The following is a 16,393-nucleotide window of genomic DNA, read 5'->3' as shown; positions in this document are numbered from 1 at the left end:
CAGTCCCTTAAAACATGCTATTTTTATCATTGATAAATATTAATAGCTAACTTTCCGAAAAACAACTATTTTTTATACAAAAAAGACATCCAAGAGAAATCTCTTGAATGTCTTGAAACGTTGAGATAATCGTATTGATTAACGTTTTGAGTGCAGTGGTTGCCATCCAATCAAATGTCGCTTCGCTTATTTTCTTGGGGCAACTATGCATAGCATATCTCTATGCGACTAAAGTCGCTAGAGCTATCCTAATTGCGCACCGCCAATTCTCATACAAAAAAACACCTTGCAAGTTGCAAAGTGTTTTCGTTTGGACTCTGCTGTCCAGTAACGAATTAACGTTTTGAGAACTGGCTAGCTTTACGAGCTTTCTTAAGACCTGGTTTGGAAAGTATGGGTTTCATTTGGACTAAAAATAATGTAATATCAATATTCTATAGTTTTCAACTGCCTTTTTATTTCAAAAAATTTGTATAAGTTTTATTGAATGAGGGAAATTTCAAGTAAACAACTTAGCTGTTATTACTCCCAAATAGAGTTTCCCACTGAGTTATTGATAATGGGAGTATGGGTTTGTTTTTCTTGTAAAAATCTAATAGGTCATCATTATCTATTCGAATCACATTGTCAATCTGATCTATATTAATTACTTGCGGTGCATATAAGTAAACTATATATCCCTCTTCAACATATTGTTTAAAATCTAAAGCATCAAGTACTTTCGCTTTCTTACCCTTCACCTGAACCACAGCTTTCCTAAAGTTGCCAACCTCTCTAGAAATCATTTCACACTCGATCTTAATTGTAGTAGATTTATTTGCTATTGAATTAGATAGAACATAGTAGTTCTCTTCTATTTGCAAATAAGATATCACAAGTTCCTCTAAGTCAAAATCCGGTAGATTATCCAAAAGATTATCCTCATATGGAATAACCTTATAATATTTACTGTTTGATAATTGATTAAAAATTGTTTTCGAATACTCAATTATTATTCTATCACGAATTCTTTCAACAGTACCACCTCGTGGCCTATTGAAGGACGATTTAATTTGACCAGGAACTTGCATTCCAAAATTATAAGCTTCAACTGGTAAGACTGCTCCAATATCCAATCGTTTATCACATACTACTTCAACAGGCGATTTAACTCTACAAATCCAGTATCTACCATCTAGATCTCTTGTCCAGAATAAGTCGTCTACTTTTGCATCCCTAAAAACGTTAATTGCTGGGTTAGCTCTTCCAGATAATTCTTTAACCCTTTGATAATACTCTTGAAAACTCTCACGATAGAGATCTTCACTCTGACTACTCCACCCAATAGCAACATACTGTTTTTTACTATTTAAACAGAAATCCACCAATTCCTGCCTAGAATCAGTCCCAGTCTTCAAGTGTAATCTCACTACATTATCCATAAATTTCACCTCATCAAAGGATATAATTACAGTATAAGTATATCATAAATAACAACAAAATCTTGACTTTCTGAAAAACAACAATTTTCCCGAAAGTTGATTATTTGCCGTTATAGCAGACATTAGCATAATCCTATAAAATTCTTTTGGTAAAAAACTATAAAAAGATGTGTATTTTATGATAAGATTGATAGAGATTCTACTACTTTCATTATCAATTATTGCGCTAATTGCTAGCTCAAAAATAATTGTTTTTTTCAAATATAAACTTCTTAAAAAATTGAGGGAAATAGAAAAAGCATCCCGTATTATGATGGAGAAATAATTACCTATTACATATAGTAGAAAAGGAGAAATTCATCATGAAAAAAATCTTATCAATTCTACTTCTTACCTTATCAGCTTTCCTTCTCTTTTCTTGCTCATCACAAGACAAACTAGATGGCAATTACTACTGGATTGATACCGAAAATGGTCTAAGAAATGAGTTGTCATTCACTATCAAAGGTATTGAAGGTACGATTGAGAAGGGGGAGTACGACAAATTCACCATCAATAGTAAAAACAACACCTTTGAACTTTCTGGTGAAGATGCTTCAGCCAAAGAAGTGACTTACAAACATTCTGATGGAGTCATCACCGTTGATATTAGTGGTACTGAACATGAGTACTATAAAGAAGGTACTAATGCTTATAAAAAAGCCGTCAAGAAATACAATGAATTACAAAACTAAAAAGGAGGTCATTTGAATGGAAATCAACTCAGAAATCTATGATAATCTATATGATTTTATCCAAAACCTAGAAATCAGAATCCAAAAGAATGTTTTTCATTCTAATCATTCGGAACAACTATCAACTTTCAGCAATGAACTATACTAACTTTGCAAGACCAAAGAATTGAATGTCTTGCTAAATGACGTTACTTCTCTATCTTCATATGAAGAACTTGTCCTGTCTACACCTGAACGATCAAAAGGATACGTTATGATGAGCGTAGAGAATTTCTATAATGAGGTTATTGAGCCGTCTAAAATAGAATATTATGGGTAAAAGCACTAAAGCCACTTCGATTATGAAGTGGCTTTTCTATTTATTAAGGAGGCTAAAATGAATACATTTAATAAGAAAGAATTACTTAGAAAATATCCAGTAGGTGCTAAAGTTAAACTTTTATTCATGGATGTGATGTCAATCAAGCAGTCTTAGAGTGTATGAAACTTTATCCCATTAAGTCCATAACTGCAGATAATGGAAACGAATTTTCATCATTGAGTAAAATAGAGGGATTAGATGTTTATTTTGCACATGCCTATTCATCTTATGAACGAGGAACAAATGAGAATTTCAATGGACTACTAAGAGAGTTCATTCCGAAGGGGTGTTCGTTAAAAGAACTAAATCAGAATCTTTTAGAGGACTATACAAAGGCTATCAATGAAAGACCTAGACGAATTCATGGCTATCAGTCCGCAAAAAAGCTGTTTGAGCTAACTCAAACAGCTTGAAAGATACTCACTTAATCAGATGAACAACTTTGTTGCACTTGACTTGATAATTAGAGGAAAGTTTGAAATTATTTAAAGTTTTGTAATTTTTTCTTGACATAGGAAAACGTTTGTAATACAATAATGGTGTTAGCAGGTTAACATATGATTAATAGTTGGAGGTATTATCATGAAGTTCCTAAAAAAATTATTTTCACGCAACGAAGTTAATGTTGGTTTCGTAAAATTTGGATACACTGGTAAAAATTGGCACTGGTAAGATATAATTACCTTACTGTATGTGTCAATTATTACAGTAGCTACTGATGGTTGCAGTTGAGAGAAAGGTAGCTGATTCTCTCAACTGTTTTTATTTTTGTTAAAAGTTTAATTTATGTTTATGAAAGAATCCCATAGTAAATTTGAAGCAATAATCATTTCAATTGGTATGGTGGTATTAGCAGGTTTATTTGTTAATATTGGTAATGTCTTTGCTCTTTTTTGGAGTGTAGACAATCAAATGATTATTAATTGTATTTTGGCTTTTTCATCTTCAGTAGGTTTTATAGCAATACCGTTATTATTTTTACACCTTTTAGGATTTAAATTTATTAAGCCTAAGTTTAATATTGTTTTTGCTATTATTTTATTGATTGTTATTCTGTTTATTTCTATTTTTGTTTTTAAATCAGGAGAAACAATACATGCATTAATTATAGCAACTTGTGAGGAATTTTTATTCAGAGGAATTATTTTAAGTGTATTATTGTCTTGTTTTACAAAACGAGAGGCTTTTATTTTAGGTTCTCTAGTATTTGCAATTCTTTTACATTTAAATGGTGATTTTTTGTTAAATTTTGTGGTGAAGTTTCCTGCTAGTATTATTTTATATATTTTAGCAGATTATTTTGGATTACAAAGTTCAATTGCATTTCACTGGCTTTATAATATTTGTGTGGGGGTTTTTCTTGGCTAAGGAGGAGATTTTTTGTTACTTTATGTTATTATTGCAAGCATAATAAATATATTTTTGATTGTTGTTGGGACAAAATTTTTATCAAGCTTAACAATTTTAGGATTTATTTTTATTATTTATCTGTTTCCAATTATATTGAATTTAATACTTTCAGTTTTAGCGATTTTAAAAAAGCATGTAAAGCCAACCTATTGTTTTATTTTTCCAGCAATCTCTTTAATTGCTTACATTATTATAGGGCTATTTTTAAAAGGTTCTAGTGTCTGGACTAGTTTTATTCAAAAAAATACAATAACAAGTGGAGAAATGTATATCAAGATAAATAATAGTTTAATTGAGCCTTCTCAAATTGTATTTGTAGCCTTACTTTATTTCTTGGTAGAGTATATTAGCATAAAAGTTATGGAACGTATGGTGAAGAAAAATGGCAATAATTGAAGTTAAAGGGTTAGGAAAAAAATATAAGGGTAATGCTTTTTATTCTTTAGAAAATGCTAATTTTACGATTGAAGAGGGAGATATTATAGGTTTAGTAGGTAAAAATGGTTCAGGGAAGAGTACTTTGCTCAAAATATTAGCAAAATCTCAAAATCCTACAGAAGGGACTGTTTTTTTTAATGGTAGGGACATTTTTAAAGAAGATAATATTCTTAAAGATTTTGGAATCATGATAGAACCTGTATTCTTTCCACAAATTAGTGTTGAAGAAAACTTAAAGTTATATCTTAAAATTCATAAGAAAGAACAGTATCAAGATAATATCGAAAAAATACTGAAATTAGTCGGACTTTGGGAAGCTAAAGATAGAAAACCTATAGATTTTTCTTTTGGTATGAAACAAAGAACTGCTTTAGCATTGGCTCTTGTTACGGAACCTCAATTTGTGTTATTAGATGAGCCTTTTGTGGGTTTAGATCCTATTGGTGTTAAAAATTTATTGGAAATTTTAAAACAATGGTCAAAAGTTAATAAAACATCAATGATAATATCTAGTCATCAGTTAGCAGAATTAGAAGACTTGTGTACACGTTATCTTTTCATTGAATCAGGGATAATTGATGATAAAATCAGTACGGAGCAAAATAGTATTATAATAGAGCTGAATGAGATTTTCAGAGATGAAGATAATCATTTGATAGAGAATCTTGTGAAAAAATATAGCTTAAAGTATAGTGAAAATAATATTGAAATTGATAATTCTGTAAATAATGAAGCATTAAATAGTATCTTGGAACAACTTGCAGTTGCTAAGCTAATTAATAATGTTTTATCAAAAAAGGATAGTTTAGAAAGATTATTTGTGGAGGAATAGGAATGAATTACTTAACATTACCTTTTTTTAAAGCATTGTTGAAGAAAAAAGAATCAAAAATTGCGTTAGCTTTTAGCTTTTTCCCAATGCTATTAATTGTTGTAGGATTATTTAATACCAATTTTATGCAATTGAGCGCCCCAGTGGGGTCACTAAGCTTTTTTGAGTTTTTTAGTGCAGTTTTATTTACTCAGTACCAAATGACCTTGCCATTAGTAGTTTTTATTTATATTGTAAGTACGATTTTTAGAGATGAAATTACAAGTGGTATTATGTATCTTTACAAAGATATTAGTAGAAAAGTTATTTTAAATGCAAAGCTAGGAGCGATTTTATTGTTTCAAATATTGTATATAGTAATAACTTTCTTTTCATCATTGTTTACTTATTATGTCTATTTGGTTCATCAACCATATACATCAGGTAGGTTTTGGCCTTCCCAAATTGATGATGTACAGTATACGGTAATTAGTATTTTAGGGACTATTTTGGTGTTTTTGTTGTGTTTATTAGTTGCCAGTTTGGCATCAATTATCTTGACAAATGGATTCACTATGCTTGTAGGAATTATTTTTGCATCTTTTTCTTTTATAGCTCCACATCTTGCTTCGCTAAAATATGTGTTTCCGAACGGTTATGTTAATGTGTTAGGTCATATGTCTTTTAATAGTAGTATATTACTTATTATGTTATTATTTGTAGTCTACTATGCAATTTTGTATATTGCTTCTTTATATTTTTATAGTAGACTTGAGTATTAGTGGGTTGAGGTACTATTATGGAGAGTAAAAAAAGTTCTTCAGTATTATCTCAAATTAGACGCTTTCTTATACCTGAGTACTTTTTATTTATAGTAGGATTAATTCTAAGTATTATCGGTGCCTTATCTACACTTGCTTTGCCTTTAATTATGGGCAGTTTAGCAGATCGTAATAGAATGAACTTTATTCTATCACATAAAATTATAGTTCTTTTAGGAATGATTGTAATTTGTATAATTTATATTATTCAAGGTTTAGCTACATTTTTGTTGGGTAAGGTTGGAGCTAGGGTTATTAAGAATATGGAGAATGAGTTTGTTAACCATACTTTGAATTTACCTATTTATCAGTTAAATAAATTTTCAGCAGGAGATCTTACGAGTCGTCTGACAAATGATATATCAGAAACGGCTAAAATTGTTACTACGACTATTCCTCAATTAATAATAAATGCTATTATTGTTTTGGGAACGAGTATTATACTTGTGTCAATAAATTTTCGCCTTACTATTATAGCCTTTTTAGCAACAGCTTTAGCCAGTTTGCTTATCATGCCTTTTAATAAAAAACTGGAACGGCTCTACAATTTACACCAGACATATTTAGGTGATGTTAGTGGAAGTTTTACTCAAAAGATTTTAAATAATAAGTTGGTAAAGTCTTATGTAGGATCAAAACAAGAAGTAAGTACATTTAAAGGTAAATTTAATAAGATTTACTATAATTTTGTTCAGATGGTTGCTACAGCCGCTGTTCTTAATACTTTAACATCTGGTTTGTTAATTCTTTTAGTACTTAGTTTTTTACTATATACTAGTTGGCAAGTGAATCAAGGACTTTTGTCTATTGGTGAGATGGTAACTTTCATCTTATATATTATTCAAGCTATTAGTCCAATCACGAGTATTTTTACTAGTATATCAGAATTTTTTGAAGTTAAAGGGACATTAAGACGTATTACAGATATTTTGACTGTTAATATTGAAAGTGATTCATTAGATTCAATTGATTTTAACATTTTAAAAGGAACTATCACTTTAGATAATTTATCTTTTAGTTACGATGGTGTTACAAAAGTTTTAAATAATATCAATGTAGAGTTACCTTCAAAAAAATTTATAGCTATAGTTGGTCCAAGTGGCTCAGGAAAGACGACCTTGTTTTCTTTGCTGTTAAAATTTTTTAATGATTATGATGGGAATATTTTAGTGGATAATGTTTCATTAAAAAATATTTCTACAAATACTATACGAAATCAGATTTCTTGTGTTTTCCAAGAAAGTGGCTTCTTTTCAGGAACTATTAAATCTAACTTATTGTATGGAAAAAATTGGAAATCAGATGATGTGAGTATTGCCAGGGCTCTAAAAAGGTCAGGGGCATATGATTTTGTTCATCAGTTTTCTAGTGGTTTGGATACAGTTATTGGTGAAGGTGGGATAGAACTTTCCGAAGGGCAAAAACAAAGGTTAAATATTGCCAGAGCTCTAATAAGTAATCCTAAAATTTTATTGATGGATGAAGCAACAGCAAATCTTGATACAATGACTGAAAGTCTTATTATTAATACTTTGTTAGAGCTAAAAGGAACTATCACAACCATTGTTATTGCTCATCGGTTAAAAACTATTGTTGAATCAGATTTAATTATTGTGTTGGAGGAAGATGGTACAGTAATACATTGTGGGACACATCAAGAGTTGCTTCAGCAAAGTGAAACTTATAGAAAAATATACAGTGAGGGACGCTTTTAAAAAAATTGTCTTCAATATGCTAGTTATGCGATTGCATGGGTGATGGTGATGAATGGGAAGATGTTACCATGAGTACTGAAGTTCCTTACTATGAGGGGGAGCAGATATTGTCAGCTAGTTAATGAGTATAATTGTTGTGATATTGAGAGAGTTGTGTTAGTATGACACTAATCTTTTAGTATTTATTCTCTTTTACAAATTGTCACAATAGAGTAGTCGTAGGACTATTCTATTTTTATAACAGAGATACTATCAATAATTTTGTGTAAACACCCTAGTAGAGTTATGGAGTTTTAATCAAATAAGCTTTCAAGTGTGTCAGAACATTGGTTTTCAGTGTGATGATGGCTTTTGAGCAGCATTCTACTAAGGTAATGACTGCACTTTTGTGTTTTTCTCCCACAATTGTATCCCCTTCTAGATGACCGATTCCGTCTTAAAATTAGGATAACTGTCTGCTCTCTCACGTAAATCTCTGCGCAACGCTTGTTTTCCTCGTTTTTCGCTATGACCATTTGGTTTTCTTTTGCCTTTCCAAGGGAGATCCTCTTTCTTTAGAATACCACGGTCTGCTAGTCGATAGAGAGCTCATAGAACAAGAAACCCTATCTGGATAAGTTCCTTTAATGACATCAAGGCTCCAATTTTGTTCTAAATAAGTTTGGATAAAAACTTTTTCTGATTGCGTAAGACTGGTTTTATTCCTGCCACAGCGTTTCTTATTGATTTTATATCGGTTATAGCAATCATAAGCAGAGCGCCCCTCTTTCAGATAGTTGATGACATTGTAGATTGTCTGTTTTGATCTGCCAAGTGAAGTCACAATATCTGAAACTTTTATGTTTTCTTGATAGTAAACCTCTATCATTACAAGCTCGTTTGTGATAAGATGAGCATAGGTCATTTATGTTAGGGTCAGACAAATGTGGTGTTTATCTGGCCCTAACATAGATGGTTTTTTCTGTCTAGCTTAATTTTACAAATTGGGATTGATAAAGATAATAAAACCTTTGAACTTGAACATAAAGAGGCTGGGACAAAAGTCCTAGCCTCTCAATTGTCTTTGGATTGTCGAGCAAGACGCAGTGGTTGAGTGGGCTCTACTACGCTGATTTCATCAGCTTTTACAGCCCTACTCAACTGTGAGGAGGTAGGACAGAAATCGAATTCTAACGAATTACCGATTTCTGTCCCCCCCTCATGTTCTATAATGGATAAACCTTACGAAATTCTTCCAAAACAACCTTGCTGTTAGGTGTAAAAGTCATTCCTGCCTCTCTCAGCCACTCAGCGAAACAGTCCTCATGAACCTGACGCCAATAGGCTAGGGATTTGTCACCTTCCCCTTCCTTGAAGGCATGGTCAGCTGACACTTGATCAAAGGGTTCAACGGAAACCTTTGTAATTTCGACAATGCAGACAGCTTGACCTTGACTGTCTAAAATAACATCGAATGTCCCTTCCTGTGGAAGGGGTTCATCCTCTAGTGCATAAAGGTCGTAAGCTGAAGCGGTTGCCGTCTTTACGCCTTTTAAAACCAAGTCAGCTAAGAGATCTGCCTCTACTCCAAAAGCCCAGGCGTCTATCTCATCACCGATAGAGGGGTTGATTTGCTTGTAGGCATTCCACGTTTCTTGCGGTGTCATGAGTTCTCCTTTCAACTGAATATACCTTTCCGGTTTAAATTTAACATATTTTCCATGTACAGATTTAATGTATCTGAAATCTCTTTTCTAGAAATGATTTTCTGGATAATTTCTGATTGTGCTTTACTGATACCTAAAACTTCATAGTTTTCATTCACGAAAGCATTCAACTTCATCTTATCAATGAAATACTTGAAACCTCTATTAAACTGCCTTAACCAAATCTCTGTCTCTTCACCTTGATAGGCAGCAATCATCGGAGCCTCTTGTCCTCTAAAATAACATTTTAGATCAAAAAGTAAATAATCAATCCTATCTAAATATTTAGTGTAGCGATAAGTATTGATTGTTGGCGCCTTGTGTTTAGGCCACAAAAAATGAAGGTTTAAATTGGAACGAACAAGTTCAAAATCTTCTCTCCACTTTTTATAATCATTTTCGTGAAACTTAACAATTTGCTTTCTACCACAAATAATATCAGACGCAAGTCTAATCTTTCGTCCTTCAATATCATCTATCAAATGATCTTTTCTAGCAGGGATTTGAAACTTATTACTTAATTCTTGGTACAAAGTTCTGTCACTTGCATCTGGATCTTCACATAAATGATCAAATAAATAGGGGATATAGTTGTGACTATTCTCCTCTAAAAATTGATAAAAAGCATCACAACGTCTTAAATTTTCTTTAATAACTTCCATCCTACTCCTCCTACTTCAAAGACCAGCCACCATCAATCGTCAGGATTTGTCCTTGCATGGCAGATGCATGACCACTAGCTAAGAATAAGCTGACTTCTGCAATCTCACTTGGCTCAATCCAGCGTTTGATGGGTGTTGAGAACTTCCACAATGAGATTATTGAGCCATCTAAAATTGAATACTATGGATAATAAAAGATGAGCAAACACCCCTCTTTCATTTTAGTTTATCAGAAAAAATTCCCATTTTTTTCAAATAGTATTTAGCAACCGTCATATTCAAGGGATGCTCTTTTTTCCTATTAGGACTAGTATATATAATTTGAGGACCTTTTTTGTCAGTATTTTGTGAATTAAGCACATTCAAATATACTTTTTCGTCATCTAAAATTACCTTGAGAGCCTTATCCTCATGAAAAGCTTTTCCATTTGTAACCATTGTTTTATATGTCTGTTGCATCCAATGGATCTATTGTTGAAGTTTCTGATAAAATGCGTATGTTCTTTATGGGAAATGCTTTAGTAACGGAAATTGTTCGTAAAATTGGAGATTTTATTAAAAAAATTGAGAAATAGAAGAAGTACGGAAAATCAACCGTACTTTTTATTTGATTTCAAACCTATGTTGCTTATACTCAAAGCACCTTATTTCTCCACTACTTCTAATAAGAAAATAAAAATAGTGATCCCGTCTATCCTTTGCGTTCTCTTTATTCAACTTGAAAAAGTTCTTCTGGTTCATTGCCATAGTTCTGAGAATATCATCAATTAGAAAAGTAAGTGGTACGTCCATTGCTGAGTATTTTTGGAAGTCTTCTTCGAATCGTATATAGTCTTCTGAGAAATAATCCATCTGCAATTTATTCTCATATAGTTCTTTTCTACTCATAGGTAACCTCTTCTAATAACTGGATGCTCAAGAAGTCTTCTACTTGAATCAGTCGGTATCCTTCATAGGTCTTGAGAGATATTTCTTTTGCTGAAATTTCTCTAACTTCGCCAATCAGAATTACTTTTTGAGTTTTTTGTTTGACTATAAAGCGACCCTTTAAATTCCCAACATAAAGCTGAGAAAGTAACAATAATTTTTCTGTTTTGTTCAAGTCACTAGTTAGATCGACACGATATTTTTCTTCTCCTAGTGACCTGGTATGTTCGGACAAAAAGAAGCCCATCCACTTTTGCATACCTGAGTCTTGATATTCTCGGGCTGACTGATAGGGCAAATAAGAACGATCAATCATTTTAAACCATCTAATCCGCCAGCAGAATGACCTCCGATTAGTTTACTTCTAACGACGCTTCTTGATGCTGACTCAAGCGCATTGGCTTTTAATAGTGAAGTGAACCCAAACCGATCTCGGATACTGTCAATCGCTGATTGGAGCCTTTCTTCTTTTTCTATTTTTTCAACATCATCAAATAAAGAAATGAGTCCAAACGATTCATCCACTAGACCCGAATAGTTGACGGCAACGCTTCTTACAGCACCAGAACTGTATTTCTGATGAAATAACTGTAAAACCACATTAGTTAGAGTGTCAATCTGATTAGTTGGTTCGATCTTTCTTTGTGTGTTGATTGATTTTCTATTTTCTTGTTTGGAATAGCCTACGTGAATAGAGACAACAGTTGTTTTCTTACCTGCTCGTCTAAGACGTATAGCAACCTGCTCTGCCATCTCTCGAAGGACAATCTCAATATCCCGTTGCTTGATATAATCTCTTGGTAAGACTTGAGAGTTACCTAATCCTGAGCTCTTTGGTTTATATGGAGTGTTAACTTTACTTTCATCTACTCCATTTGCGTAAAACCAGAGACGTAGCCCTACTACTCCTAAAGACTTTTTTAGTAAGTCGGGATTACAATTAGCAAGTTCCTTAATAGAGAAGATTCCCAAATCATTTAATCTCTTTTCCATACGATGACCAATTCCCAAAAAATCAGTCATGTTAGGAATTGTCCAAACCTTACTTTCTACGTCTTCATAAGACCAGTTAGCACGCATGGTGGACATTTTCTTAGCTTCGTTGTCTAAGGCTAGCTTTGCAAGTAAGGGATTACTATTTGACATACCAACAGTTGAGTAAATACCTGTCTTTCGCCAAATATCATTTTGAATCTTAGCAGAAATCATATCCAACTTATCTTTTCGGGATATGGTCTGATCGCTAACAAAGTAGTTAAGAGAAGTTGTTAGATCAATAAAGCCCTCATCAATTGAATAAGGGTGTATTTCATTGGGGCTACCGTAGTCTTGGAAAACTCGTTGTATTTCCATATTAACCTCAATGTACTTGTCCATTCGAGGTGGAACGATAAAGGTGGCCTTCGCCCATTCCTCAATATAGCCTACAAAGTCTGGATCCGTTGGAAGTCCCTGCTTTTTTGCGTTAAAGTAAGAAAATTTTCTGGTTTTGACGTCAAATGGTAAATCATAAGCCCGACCAACATTCTTTTTTCCAAATACTTTCTTAAACATAGGTGATGATGCCAATATCAATCCAGCAGAATTATCCGCTCGACTCATCACACAGAGGGAGGTTTTAAGAGGATGAAGTCCTCGCTCCACACATTCAACACTAGCATAGAAGGACTTCATATCAATAAAGGCAATATCACTGACAGGCTCTTTTGAATAGTCAATGATTCCCATAGGCTAGTCCTCCAAAGGCATAAAGTTTCCTACAATTTTACCAACAATGCGAGGATCATCGTCATAAGGAGCAAATTTGTCTTTGTATTTTTTATTGATGGAAACGAGGCGTAAGCCATCTTCTTCCAAGTAGACTCGCTTGATATAGGTCTGCTCATTCCAAACAACTGCATAAACTGCCCCATTATAATCAAAGCCTGTCTCACGAATGAGGGCAACGGAACCATTCGGATATTTAGGCTCCATAGAGTCCCCTGAAACCCAAGAAGCGAAATCATGTCCCAGCTCCTCATCATAGTAGACCGTATCGTATTCTTTTTCTCCATAAATAGTGGCTCCAAGACCAGCAGACATTTCTTCATAGACCCGATATTCATAACGTGGTTCAGCAATAGAGACAACCTTCTTATTTTTCTCTTCTGCGACTAAGTCACGAGCATAAGACACAACTTGATTTTTTCCATTGGGTGAGAGGACATTATAAAGTCTGACAATCTCTATTTCAGTGAAATAACCTTTTGGGACACTCAGAATCTTTTCTAGTAATGCTACTTTCTCAGTAGATGGTTCTTTAACTCCACGTTCCCAAGCAGAATAGGCTTGATAGCTAATTCCTAGCTTATCTGCAATATCTTTTTGTGTTAGTTTTAGCTCTTTCCTCCGAGCTTTTAATTTTTCTGGTTGATACATGATTCACCTCACATGACTAATAATTCTAAATTTGCCTTTCTCCTAGCTTCTGTCTCTGATAGTTTGTTGCTATCCCACACGTAGGCTAAAGATTTTCCCTTATTGTAAACAAGCCACACCTTGAATTTCTTTACCGCTCTAATCTCGTCCCATCTTGTCTGATCAAGTAATTCTGGTAGTTCTTGACTCGTCACAAAATTGGTTTGTTTCAATCTCTTTTTTAGCCGTGCTATAAGCGAGGGTTGATATTGATTGAACTCCTCAATCAATATTTCTTTAAGTTGATGAAAGCAATGGTGAAGGGAGGCATTTTGACCGTCAAGGTATTCATCTACTGCCTGTTTGATGGCTGATTCAGTATCCACTTTGTAAATTCTCAACAAGTCAATCAGTCGGAAATAAAGTGCCTGCTTTGAAACCTCTAGATCCTCTTTGACCTTTTGGAAAGATTCACAAGCGTAGTAAATCTTGGATAGTAACACTATATCAGGCATGAGTACAATAGCTGAAAACACATTGGCTTCTCGCTCCAAAATAGATTCCTGATTATCCACCAACTCTGTAAAATAAGAACCATCGTGTTTCAAGATAAAATGGCCTAATTCATGACACAATGTAAAGTGACGTTTGCTTACTGGATTTTCTTGCTCATAGGAAAAACTCGTTCCTAGATTATCAGTAACTGTCAGGCCTTCAATTTTATGATTTGAAAAGTGATGACTAATAACTTGTATATTATTTTCACGAATACAATAGTCAAAATAATAGTGGAACTTATAGTTCAGTGTAGAAATTTCTTCCTCTTTCATAAAAGAATAGAGGGCTTGTTTTGTGATTTCACTTACTCTTGAATACAATTCATCCAACTAACAGCACCTCCCTTAATTCATAATCCACTAAACTAAACCAAAATGGTTGAGCTTATTGTACAAAAAAAGTGGACGATTGTCCACTTAAATCCATGATCAAAGAATAATGTAAATTTCTATAAATCTGAGTCTAAATCAAAATTATTTAAGATGTATTTCGGTTGTAATTCAGAAATTTTATCCTCATCTATTAGAAGCGTTTCATTAATTCTCTTTTCAGGCTTTAACCAATCACTATTCCATAAGAGTATACTATTATCGGCTATCTTTTGAGAAAGTAAATTTTTGTATTTCTTTGATCTATCTAGCCTGACTGAAATATTTTGAATCCAAATCTCTACTAGATCTGCATTTGGTAAACTATTAAATTTTTTAAGAATACTATTTATTATTTCCTCAGCCTCTTCCTTATTCTCTAGAAATTCCAAAAGTTTGTGTAGAATAGCTACACAACTTTGTATTGTTCTAGGATTTTTTACCATAATTGATGTAACAATGCTTATAAGTTGATAAGTATCAGGAAGTTGATTTTTAGAGGAATTTAAAACAGAAATACGATTATCATAAAATTCATTTAATGCCTTTATTAGTTGTCCACAATTTGGAAATTTATCACCTAAAATCTTTAATTCAATCAAATGTTTCTGTAGACTAATTTTATAGTGAATCTCCTTAGTTATCCTGATTTTATCATCTTTTCGATATAAAAATGTACGATATTCAGCGAAACTAGCCCTTTTAGTAGTCCAATATAATTTATCTGCTTTAATGGCATCTAGAATAATCTCTTCAGACAAAAATGTTTTTTTTGAATTAATTTTTAAATTTAAATCTAAAAGAACCTCGGACAACAATTTCATTAATCTTTCCGCAACATCTTTTTTGTTTGCAAAAATCCTGTAATCATCTCTATATCTCAATATTTTGAACTCTGAAAGAGATTCTTGATCAGCTAAATCTAATAATCGAATATCGGCATACCCTAATACAATCTCTGCAATAAGATCCATTAACACTGATCCTTGTGGTATTCCATTTGTTTGTTGACCTTGTAACGACTGAATTTTCCCATCAATCATGTTTCCTAAACCATCGTCTCTATTGTTCTTTGCCCATTCTTTGTTATGCAAAGCCCATGCAATTGTATGAGTATAGATTGAAGGATAGCAATCGGTTATATCAGTATGAATACAATAGTTAAAATCTAAAGCAAGTTTTATTTGAGCTTGTTCAAGGTTTTCCCACCAAGATAAAATTTGCTCTTCTGTGTCACTCTTTTTTGCAGTTGACTCTACGGGAATAGAAGCACATATAACTCTATCATCTTCCTGAAATTTAGTAAATCTAGCTTTAATTTCTTCCCAATTATCTTTTCCAGTAATACATTTAACAAAATCAACATAAATTATTGGATGAATAAGCGTAAAAGGACGCCAAGAGTATGCTCCATCTTTATTAGCCATTATTCGCAAATTAGCATCACTTATATCCTTTAATAAAACAATATCTAAGTCAGGATGTTTTTTTTTATACTTTGGTGAATACTGTATGTTTGAAAGATCTTCTATACCATCTATTAAATTTTCAGCATATTGTATAACATCCTTTAAATTAATATAGTCCGGTAAAGGAATATTACAATACGACTCCGGTTTCAGGAAGAAGTTTCTAGCTTCAATTTCATTCATATCTAAAATGCTTCTTCTAGGCATCTATTCTTCCTTCCTAAATGCTTTTTTCCTCTCTTCCATAAACTCAATCAATTCCTTCTTGAAGATTTCTTTTTCTTCTTCGGTCATTCCCTTTGAGTTCATACGGAAAAGCAATTCAATATTGTCTAATTCATCTGATTTTTCTTCTGAATTTCCAACTAAATAATCAATTGATACACTTAAAACTTGTGCTATCTTAACAAGATTTTCTTGGGTTGGTTTTTTCTTGCCTCTCTCCCAGTCTGCATAGGAAGATTGTCCTATCCCTAATCGTTTTGCGAGTTCAACCTGAGTCAGGTGAGCTTGTTTTCGTAATTCTTTTAAACGTTCTGCAAACGCCATAGCTATTCCTCTTCAATTTTTTAAAAAAATTCCAAAAATCTCTTGACTATTATCGCCAATAGCGATA

The 16,393-nt window shown here is 32.9% G+C and carries 18 protein-coding genes and 3 pseudogenes; 8 read left to right on the top strand and 13 right to left on the bottom strand.

Annotation, left to right across the window (positions count from 1 at the left end):
- Positions 1 to 512: 512 nt before the first annotated feature.
- On the bottom strand, positions 513 to 1,421 hold the full coding sequence (locus PCY16_RS09990) for a hypothetical protein (protein WP_037611209.1): 909 nt from the start codon (positions 1,419 to 1,421) through the stop codon (positions 513 to 515).
- A 362-nt stretch (positions 1,422 to 1,783) separates the two neighbouring features.
- On the opposite strand from PCY16_RS09990, the gene PCY16_RS09985 reads away from it, so the two are divergent.
- From PCY16_RS09985 to PCY16_RS09955, 7 genes and pseudogenes are all read left to right on the top strand, one after another.
- The gene (locus PCY16_RS09985; RefSeq protein WP_037611208.1) at positions 1,784 to 2,155 is read left to right on the top strand and encodes a hypothetical protein; all 372 of its coding nucleotides are present in this window, start codon (positions 1,784 to 1,786) and stop codon (positions 2,153 to 2,155) included.
- Positions 2,156 to 2,611: 456 nt separating this feature from the next.
- Positions 2,612 to 2,929, top strand: a pseudogene (locus tag PCY16_RS09980) (IS30 family transposase); the annotation flags it as partial.
- A 373-nt stretch (positions 2,930 to 3,302) separates the two neighbouring features.
- Positions 3,303 to 3,884, top strand: coding sequence for a CPBP family intramembrane glutamic endopeptidase (locus PCY16_RS09975; RefSeq protein WP_051413952.1), 582 nt, complete (start codon positions 3,303 to 3,305; stop codon positions 3,882 to 3,884).
- Positions 3,885 to 3,896: 12 nt separating this feature from the next.
- Complete coding sequence (locus PCY16_RS09970) at positions 3,897 to 4,322, top strand: Msa family membrane protein (RefSeq protein WP_037611206.1); 426 nt, start codon at positions 3,897 to 3,899, stop codon at positions 4,320 to 4,322.
- On the top strand, positions 4,315 to 5,196 hold the full coding sequence (locus PCY16_RS09965; RefSeq protein WP_037611212.1) for an ABC transporter ATP-binding protein: 882 nt from the start codon (positions 4,315 to 4,317) through the stop codon (positions 5,194 to 5,196). The genes PCY16_RS09970 and PCY16_RS09965 overlap by 8 nt, the downstream gene beginning before the upstream one ends.
- Positions 5,197 to 5,198: 2 nt before the next feature.
- A complete protein-coding gene (locus PCY16_RS09960; RefSeq protein WP_037611205.1) occupies positions 5,199 to 5,957 on the top strand; it encodes an ABC transporter permease in 759 nt (252 codons plus the stop codon).
- 17 nt (positions 5,958 to 5,974) lie between these two features.
- Positions 5,975 to 7,711: an ABC transporter ATP-binding protein gene (locus PCY16_RS09955; RefSeq protein WP_051413951.1), complete on the top strand. Its 1,737-nt coding sequence runs from the start codon at positions 5,975 to 5,977 to the stop codon at positions 7,709 to 7,711.
- Positions 7,712 to 8,216: 505 nt separating this feature from the next.
- On the opposite strand, the gene PCY16_RS09950 is transcribed toward PCY16_RS09955, so the two are convergent.
- The 5 genes and pseudogenes from PCY16_RS09950 to PCY16_RS09930 form a co-directional block, all read right to left on the bottom strand.
- On the bottom strand, positions 8,217 to 8,615 hold the full coding sequence (locus PCY16_RS09950; RefSeq protein WP_301354546.1) for a hypothetical protein: 399 nt from the start codon (positions 8,613 to 8,615) through the stop codon (positions 8,217 to 8,219).
- Positions 8,616 to 8,916: 301 nt separating this feature from the next.
- The gene (locus PCY16_RS09945; RefSeq protein WP_037611204.1) at positions 8,917 to 9,357 is read right to left on the bottom strand and encodes an ASCH domain-containing protein; all 441 of its coding nucleotides are present in this window, start codon (positions 9,355 to 9,357) and stop codon (positions 8,917 to 8,919) included.
- A gap of 11 nt (positions 9,358 to 9,368) precedes the next feature.
- The gene (locus PCY16_RS09940) at positions 9,369 to 10,058 is read right to left on the bottom strand and encodes a hypothetical protein (protein WP_037611203.1); all 690 of its coding nucleotides are present in this window, start codon (positions 10,056 to 10,058) and stop codon (positions 9,369 to 9,371) included.
- 10 nt (positions 10,059 to 10,068) lie between these two features.
- A pseudogene (locus PCY16_RS09935) lies at positions 10,069 to 10,215 on the bottom strand (SDR family oxidoreductase); the annotation flags it as partial.
- A 59-nt stretch (positions 10,216 to 10,274) separates the two neighbouring features.
- Entirely contained in the window at positions 10,275 to 10,517 is a 243-nt protein-coding gene (locus PCY16_RS09930) for a hypothetical protein (RefSeq protein WP_037611202.1), read from the bottom strand.
- Here PCY16_RS09930 and PCY16_RS09925 point away from each other — a divergent pair.
- Positions 10,517 to 10,633: pseudogene (locus PCY16_RS09925) on the top strand (DNA methyltransferase); the annotation flags it as partial. The gene PCY16_RS09930 and the pseudogene PCY16_RS09925 sit on opposite strands and share 1 nt — an antisense overlap.
- A 28-nt stretch (positions 10,634 to 10,661) precedes the next feature.
- Here the strand turns inward: PCY16_RS09925 and PCY16_RS09920 are convergent.
- The 7 genes from PCY16_RS09920 to PCY16_RS09890 form a co-directional block, all read right to left on the bottom strand.
- Entirely contained in the window at positions 10,662 to 10,946 is a 285-nt protein-coding gene (locus PCY16_RS09920) for a DUF5960 family protein (protein ID WP_037611200.1), read from the bottom strand.
- The gene (locus PCY16_RS09915; RefSeq protein ID WP_037611199.1) at positions 10,939 to 11,301 is read right to left on the bottom strand and encodes a hypothetical protein; all 363 of its coding nucleotides are present in this window, start codon (positions 11,299 to 11,301) and stop codon (positions 10,939 to 10,941) included. Before PCY16_RS09915 ends, PCY16_RS09920 begins: the two co-directional genes overlap by 8 nt.
- Complete coding sequence (locus PCY16_RS09910) at positions 11,298 to 12,713, bottom strand: Y-family DNA polymerase (protein ID WP_037611198.1); 1,416 nt, start codon at positions 12,711 to 12,713, stop codon at positions 11,298 to 11,300. Before PCY16_RS09910 ends, PCY16_RS09915 begins: the two co-directional genes overlap by 4 nt.
- Positions 12,714 to 12,716: 3 nt before the next feature.
- Positions 12,717 to 13,403: an XRE family transcriptional regulator gene (locus PCY16_RS09905; protein WP_037611197.1), complete on the bottom strand. Its 687-nt coding sequence runs from the start codon at positions 13,401 to 13,403 to the stop codon at positions 12,717 to 12,719.
- An 8-nt stretch (positions 13,404 to 13,411) separates the two neighbouring features.
- Positions 13,412 to 14,269, bottom strand: coding sequence for an ImmA/IrrE family metallo-endopeptidase (locus tag PCY16_RS09900; protein ID WP_037611196.1), 858 nt, complete (start codon positions 14,267 to 14,269; stop codon positions 13,412 to 13,414).
- A 119-nt stretch (positions 14,270 to 14,388) separates the two neighbouring features.
- Positions 14,389 to 15,984, bottom strand: coding sequence for an RNA-directed DNA polymerase (locus PCY16_RS09895; RefSeq protein WP_229036661.1), 1,596 nt, complete (start codon positions 15,982 to 15,984; stop codon positions 14,389 to 14,391).
- Positions 15,985 to 16,326: a helix-turn-helix domain-containing protein gene (locus PCY16_RS09890; protein WP_037611195.1), complete on the bottom strand. Its 342-nt coding sequence runs from the start codon at positions 16,324 to 16,326 to the stop codon at positions 15,985 to 15,987.
- Between the last annotated feature and the right edge of the window lie 67 nt (positions 16,327 to 16,393).

The organism is Streptococcus sp. SS4 (genome assembly GCF_030440125.1).
In the GTDB taxonomy this organism is placed as follows: domain Bacteria; phylum Bacillota; class Bacilli; order Lactobacillales; family Streptococcaceae; genus Streptococcus.
The sequence above is the reverse complement of the archived record's forward strand: the minus strand, read 5'-3'. Positions and strand labels throughout refer to the sequence as shown.

Excerpts from the sequence above, each read along its gene's own strand:
- PCY16_RS09890 (WP_037611195.1), bottom strand. The coding sequence starts at position 16,326 with ATGGCGTTTGCAGAACGTTTAAAAGAATTACGAAAACAAGCTCACCTG.
- PCY16_RS09975 (WP_051413952.1), top strand. The coding sequence starts at position 3,303 with ATGTTTATGAAAGAATCCCATAGTAAATTTGAAGCAATAATCATTTCA.
- PCY16_RS09910 (WP_037611198.1), bottom strand. The coding sequence starts at position 12,713 with ATGGGAATCATTGACTATTCAAAAGAGCCTGTCAGTGATATTGCCTTT.
- PCY16_RS09930 (WP_037611202.1), bottom strand. The coding sequence starts at position 10,517 with ATGCAACAGACATATAAAACAATGGTTACAAATGGAAAAGCTTTTCAT.
- PCY16_RS09985 (WP_037611208.1), top strand. The coding sequence starts at position 1,784 with ATGAAAAAAATCTTATCAATTCTACTTCTTACCTTATCAGCTTTCCTT.
- PCY16_RS09915 (WP_037611199.1), bottom strand. The coding sequence starts at position 11,301 with ATGATTGATCGTTCTTATTTGCCCTATCAGTCAGCCCGAGAATATCAA.
- PCY16_RS09950 (WP_301354546.1), bottom strand. The coding sequence starts at position 8,615 with ATGACCTATGCTCATCTTATCACAAACGAGCTTGTAATGATAGAGGTT.
- PCY16_RS09960 (WP_037611205.1), top strand. The coding sequence starts at position 5,199 with ATGAATTACTTAACATTACCTTTTTTTAAAGCATTGTTGAAGAAAAAA.
- PCY16_RS09990 (WP_037611209.1), bottom strand. The coding sequence starts at position 1,421 with ATGGATAATGTAGTGAGATTACACTTGAAGACTGGGACTGATTCTAGG.
- PCY16_RS09920 (WP_037611200.1), bottom strand. The coding sequence starts at position 10,946 with ATGAGTAGAAAAGAACTATATGAGAATAAATTGCAGATGGATTATTTC.
- PCY16_RS09940 (WP_037611203.1), bottom strand. The coding sequence starts at position 10,058 with ATGGAAGTTATTAAAGAAAATTTAAGACGTTGTGATGCTTTTTATCAA.
- PCY16_RS09945 (WP_037611204.1), bottom strand. The coding sequence starts at position 9,357 with ATGACACCGCAAGAAACGTGGAATGCCTACAAGCAAATCAACCCCTCT.
- PCY16_RS09895 (WP_229036661.1), bottom strand. The coding sequence starts at position 15,984 with ATGCCTAGAAGAAGCATTTTAGATATGAATGAAATTGAAGCTAGAAAC.
- PCY16_RS09905 (WP_037611197.1), bottom strand. The coding sequence starts at position 13,403 with ATGTATCAACCAGAAAAATTAAAAGCTCGGAGGAAAGAGCTAAAACTA.
- PCY16_RS09955 (WP_051413951.1), top strand. The coding sequence starts at position 5,975 with ATGGAGAGTAAAAAAAGTTCTTCAGTATTATCTCAAATTAGACGCTTT.